Below are 4,735 nucleotides of genomic sequence, written 5' to 3'. Positions count from 1 at the left end.
GCGTTCGGCCCCCTGCTGGGCGGCTTCGCGCAAAGCCGGATCAGCCGCAGCGATATGGACTTGAATCTTGTTATTTTCCATCTTGACTGACAGCTCAAGGCTGCCCAGATGTGGTGGGTCGAGGCGGATACGGGCATGCTGAACATCTTGGTTGAGGTGCATCTGCACCCGCTCCTTGAGCACAGACACCAGCTGCTGCCCCCATTGCTGTTGGTTTTCTGCCATTCTTACCGGAGCCCATTCCGCCCGGGATGTTGCAGAGTGATTAGATTGATTCTCAACAGCCGACACAGCATTAGGTGCATCTTGGAGAGACAGGGTTGTAAAGCCATTCGCTTGCGCTAACTGCTGTAAAAGGACAGGATTGGTGCTTTCCTGCCTTACCGGTGTCATCGCATTGGAAATCACCCGCTCAATGGCCTGTTCAAAAGACAATGACTCGCCCTGCGCTGTACCATCGGCTGATAAGTAATGTGGGATCGCTGGCTGCGATTGGCCCATCTGAACCGATACACTTTGTAGCCCGTCTGCTCGGCGCATCATGCCAAGCAGTTGGTCACGTACATCACCACTTAACTCATTGGTAATATTAATAAGGCGAAACTGTCCTTCCGGCGGCAGTTGCTCCATAAATGGGTGGGCACTACTGAAAACCCAGTCTTCACCTTCTGCCAGCCCTTTAAGCTGGTCATACAGATCAAACCAATACGGGTTTTCATCTTCAACCGTGGCGATTTCAGCTCCCTGCTCAGCCCCCATCCCAAGCAATGATGCAAAGCTATCCAACCAAGAGGAGGCCTCCTTGTTTTGTGCCGGTGAAGGTAAAGCCGACGCGGCATGAGCACGGCCTTGAGGCATCGAAGGCGGTACCGAAAGGTGACTCATCGTAGGTAGCCTCCTGCCATTTCGACCTGCTGATATTCCGATACCCCTTCACGCTGGTTCTGGAACTTAGCCAACATCTGGCCAAGGTGGGCTTTCTCCATTTCGCACGCTGTCATTGCTGCAAGGTGAACCTGCTTAAGCTGAAGGATCTCCCGGCGCAGTGATTCGGCAATATCAGGCTGCTGCTTGAGTGCAGCCAGCATGGTGTAAATCTCTTTATCAATCTTGCGGACCGTCTGCCACTCTTTGCGTCGGTAGCTCTGGTTGAGCTGCAAGGTTAGCTGCCTGACTTGGGTCGTATTAACCTTCATTGGCCGCTCCGAAGTTGTGCCAGCCGTGCTGGATATTGCCCATGACAGTACGTACTTCTGCCAGCTTTTCGGCATCGTTATGGACGCTAGCTTCGAACAGGCGCATGCTGCAAAAATCGTAAAGCTGGTTCATCTGCTGGGCCAATTCCCCGCCTTGGCGCATGTCCAGTGCGCTGTTAAGGCCACCGATAATGTCGATGCACTTGCCGATAGACTCGCCCTTTTCTTTCAGGCGGTTTGCTGCCATATGGCCTTCGGCACGGGTCAGGTTATCCATGAAGCCATCAACCAGCATCAGCACCAATTGATAAGGGCTAGCAGCCGCTGCCTGGGCTTCCACATCAACTTGCTGGTACGCCTCGAAGCCAGAATCATCCATTAACATCATTTGTTCCTCTAAAACATAAACATGGAACCGGTCGATTCCATCTGCATCATGGTTTGCTGCATTGCGGTGTATTGGCGCAAGTAGCGGTTGTAGGTTTTTTCCATGCGGTAATCGAGTTGTTCTTTCTTGTCCTCAACCCGGTCGATATTGCCTTGCAGGCTTTCCTGGCGTCCTTTTAGCAGGTTATTGCCGGAGTTCGCCGAACCGGTGTACGGCTCAATCGCCTTTTCCAGCGCCGTCAGGGCACCGTTATCACCAAAGAAAATAGCGTCGATTTTTTCCGGTGTTTCAGCCAACGCCTGCTCGAACCGCTCGCTGTCGATTTTCAGTGTGCCGTCGCGGTTGGCTTCAATACCGATGCTGTACAAGGTGCCTTCATCAAATTGGCCGCGGGCGATATTGTTAAGCATGCCCTTGAGGCTGCGGGCAGTAGAATCGCTGGCAAGCACGCCAGCTTTGGTAAACTTGACGCTGTCATCGTCATTGTCACCATCATCATTTTCGATTTGGTAATCGGTCATGGTGTGCTTGAGAATGGTGTTCATCAGTTCGTTGTAAGCGTCAACAAACTCTTCAACAGCCTCGGTAGATGCTTCGCTATCACCGCCAATAACAAGGGTCAGTGGCTTGTCATTCGGCTCATGGGCCTTAGTCAGCTCAAGCGTGACACCAGAAATGGCATCGTCGATAGTATTGGAGCTATTGCGGATCTCTAGGCCATCTTCACCACCAATCATGACAATGGCATCCTGCGCCTCTGTCAGTGTCTTCGGTGGATGGAAATATTCGCCAAGGCTGTTATCGAACGACAGGCTGAAACTATTTTCTTCACCAGTTTCGCTACTGCTGAGGATCAAACTCACTTCATCGCCAGAACGCACCACAGAGGCTGAGATCCCCTCATCAAACTCCTCAATGTAGTCGGCAAGATCGGTGATAGTCTTGTCGCCGTCCTTGTTGAACTCACCGAAATCAATGACCAGTGGCTCTTTACTACCGGCAATATCGATAGTCACGACACCCTCGGTGGGAAGGTCTTCGCCCTTTAGGGTTATCGCTTCTTGCTGGGCCTGTGCCAGTTGCTTGACGAACAAGTCGTAGCTACCGTGGCGGGCACTGCCGCTCGCGGTGGCATTGATATAGCCTTCTTCACTTGGTGTTGCGCTATTTTTCACAAAGCTATTGTCGGCTTTGTTCATATTCTCCAGCGCGGATGAAAAGCTGCTGAATGCTGAATCGATATCTTTCCAAGCATCAAGTTGTGCTTGGTACATTGCCTGTTGGTTAGCATATTGAATATCAAATGGCTGACGCTGGATCATCACCATCTGCATTGCTAAAGAAGCTGGGTCCATCATTGACATTGAGTTTCTCCTCAACCTAGCCCGTATTTAAAATCCACTTAAGGAAAAGCTGTACTTAATGCCTTTATGCAAAAGTTGTTCCAACCTTAAATTAAGCAAATATTCGCTAACTCACGCTAAGTTTGGTTATATTTACGGCTATATCGCTTGAATAGCTTTCTTCAATTAGATAAGCGGAAGATTTACTTCCGGTAGCGGAAAATCACTATTTCCGCTATAAAAATTAATTTCTCATTAATAACAATCGACAAAAAAAGCTAGACTCTTAATGGTCTAACCCTTATTTAAAAAAAGTAACTAAATTAGTTTTTATTATTTTTTAAATAAAAAAACCGCAGCCTACGCTGCGGTTTTGATTTATTTGGAGTGGTTTAATTGCAGTTATTTCGCGTAAACGAATTTGCCGCTAGGTAAATTAACCGCTTAGCAGTTAGCCTACTAGGCTCATTACCATGCCAGACATGCCGTTCGCTTGAGATAGCATAGACATGCTCATCTGCGTTAGCATCTGGTTCTTCATCATGTTTGAAGATTCAACCGCGTAGTCAGTATCCATGATACGGCCTTTCGCCATTTCCGTGTTCTCAGCCATGTTGCCAAGGTTCACGATAGTGTGGTCAAGACGGTTGATGTTTGCACCCAGCTCAGAGCGGATAGAGCCGATACCTTCAGTCGTTACTGTCTGGATGTCACCAGCTTGGTCTGTGTACTCAAAAGTACCACCAGATAGCAGTGCATCAACAGCATCCATAGCCTTAGGTGCGCCACGCTCTAGCTGAACATCATCAAGCATTGCCTGAACTTCTACTTTAGCAGCCGCTTCGAAAGCCGCGGCAGCAGCTGGGTCGTACTCAGCATGTTGATCATCAAGCCAATTTGCATTCCATGCATCACCTTCATAACCTGCATCTCTCATAGCTGCTAATAGATCTGCATCGCCATAGATCGCATCCTCATTGCCATCAATATCAGCCAGGCTTGAAATTGATTCGCCACCTAGCATAATTTCGATTGAGCTGTCACGAGAAACACCAAGATCCATTTCACCTAGGCCAGCAATCACATCGCGCACACCTGAAAGTGCTGCTGCAATGTTGATATCTAGTGTTTCATTCGTTGTTGAACCAATCTGGAAAGTGATGTTTTGGTCAAACAAGCCGCCTTCAGCAAATAGGTTGTTGCCAGAGCCGTACTGGGTGTTGCTTACAATGCTGTCTAGCTCGTTCACTAGCTGATCCCACTCAGCTTGCATTGCATCATGCTCTGAATCAGAGTTAGTGCCGTTAGCTGCTTGAGTTGCTAGGTCTTTCATGCGGTGACCGATGTTGGTCATCTCGTCGAATGCACCTTCTGCTGTTTGCAGCATAGAGATAGCATCTTGTGAGTTACGCTGGGCAACACCTAGGCCATTAACTTGAGACTGTAGGCGAGTCGCAATCTGTAGGCCCGCAGCATCGTCAGAAGCATTGTTGATACGGAAGCCAGTAGAGATACGCTGCATCGCGTTATCCATAGCACCAGACGTTTTGTTCAGGTTGTTCTGAGTGATCAGAGACGTGTAATTAGTATGAATTGATAGCATGTTATTGCCCTCTGTGGATTATTCTGTATGAGTGTCTACACCTCTATAAAACGACACCTAACCGCTTCCCTTAAACAGAGTTTTGGCAATTTTTTATTATTTTTTCGCCTACGACAAAAATATTTTTTTCTTAAATTAAAAAGGGAAATAGCTCAATAAATATAGGTCCTAGATCCTGGGTTCTGGGGACTGGGGACTGGGGACT

The 4,735-nt window shown here is 48.4% G+C and carries 5 protein-coding genes; all 5 read right to left on the bottom strand.

Annotated elements, in window-relative coordinates:
• Positions 1-885: flagellar hook-length control protein FliK (locus C9J01_RS29255; RefSeq protein ID WP_201797890.1), on the bottom strand; the 885-nt coding region annotated here is incomplete at its 3' end.
• Positions 882-1,196 (bottom strand): hypothetical protein, encoded by a 315-nt coding sequence (locus C9J01_RS29250; protein WP_107301565.1) that lies wholly within the window; start codon positions 1,194-1,196, stop codon positions 882-884. The genes C9J01_RS29255 and C9J01_RS29250, both read right to left, overlap by 4 nt.
• Positions 1,186-1,581, bottom strand: coding sequence for a flagellar export chaperone FliS (gene fliS / locus C9J01_RS29245; protein WP_107301564.1), 396 nt, complete (start codon positions 1,579-1,581; stop codon positions 1,186-1,188). The genes C9J01_RS29250 and fliS overlap by 11 nt, the downstream gene beginning before the upstream one ends.
• A gap of 11 nt (positions 1,582-1,592) precedes the next feature.
• Positions 1,593-2,948, bottom strand: a complete 1,356-nt coding sequence (gene fliD / locus C9J01_RS29240) for a flagellar filament capping protein FliD (protein ID WP_107301563.1) — start codon at positions 2,946-2,948, stop codon at positions 1,593-1,595.
• Positions 2,949-3,378: 430 nt separating this feature from the next.
• Positions 3,379-4,530 carry a flagellin N-terminal helical domain-containing protein gene (locus C9J01_RS29975; protein ID WP_237157085.1) on the bottom strand — a complete coding sequence of 384 codons (1,152 nt, stop codon included), beginning with the start codon at positions 4,528-4,530 and terminating at the stop codon, positions 3,379-3,381.
• Between the last annotated feature and the right edge of the window lie 205 nt (positions 4,531-4,735).

This window comes from Photobacterium rosenbergii, from assembly GCF_003026455.1.
Lineage (GTDB): Bacteria > Pseudomonadota > Gammaproteobacteria > Enterobacterales > Vibrionaceae > Photobacterium > Photobacterium rosenbergii.
The sequence above is the reverse complement of the archived record's forward strand: the minus strand, read 5'-3'. Positions and strand labels throughout refer to the sequence as shown.

Coding starts and splice junctions, on each gene's coding strand:
- C9J01_RS29250 (WP_107301565.1), bottom strand. CDS start 1,196: ATGAAGGTTAATACGACCCAAGTCAGGCAGCTAACCTTGCAGCTCAAC.
- fliS (WP_107301564.1), bottom strand. CDS start 1,581: ATGTTAATGGATGATTCTGGCTTCGAGGCGTACCAGCAAGTTGATGTG.
- fliD (WP_107301563.1), bottom strand. CDS start 2,948: ATGTCAATGATGGACCCAGCTTCTTTAGCAATGCAGATGGTGATGATC.
- C9J01_RS29975 (WP_237157085.1), bottom strand. CDS start 4,530: ATGCTATCAATTCATACTAATTACACGTCTCTGATCACTCAGAACAAC.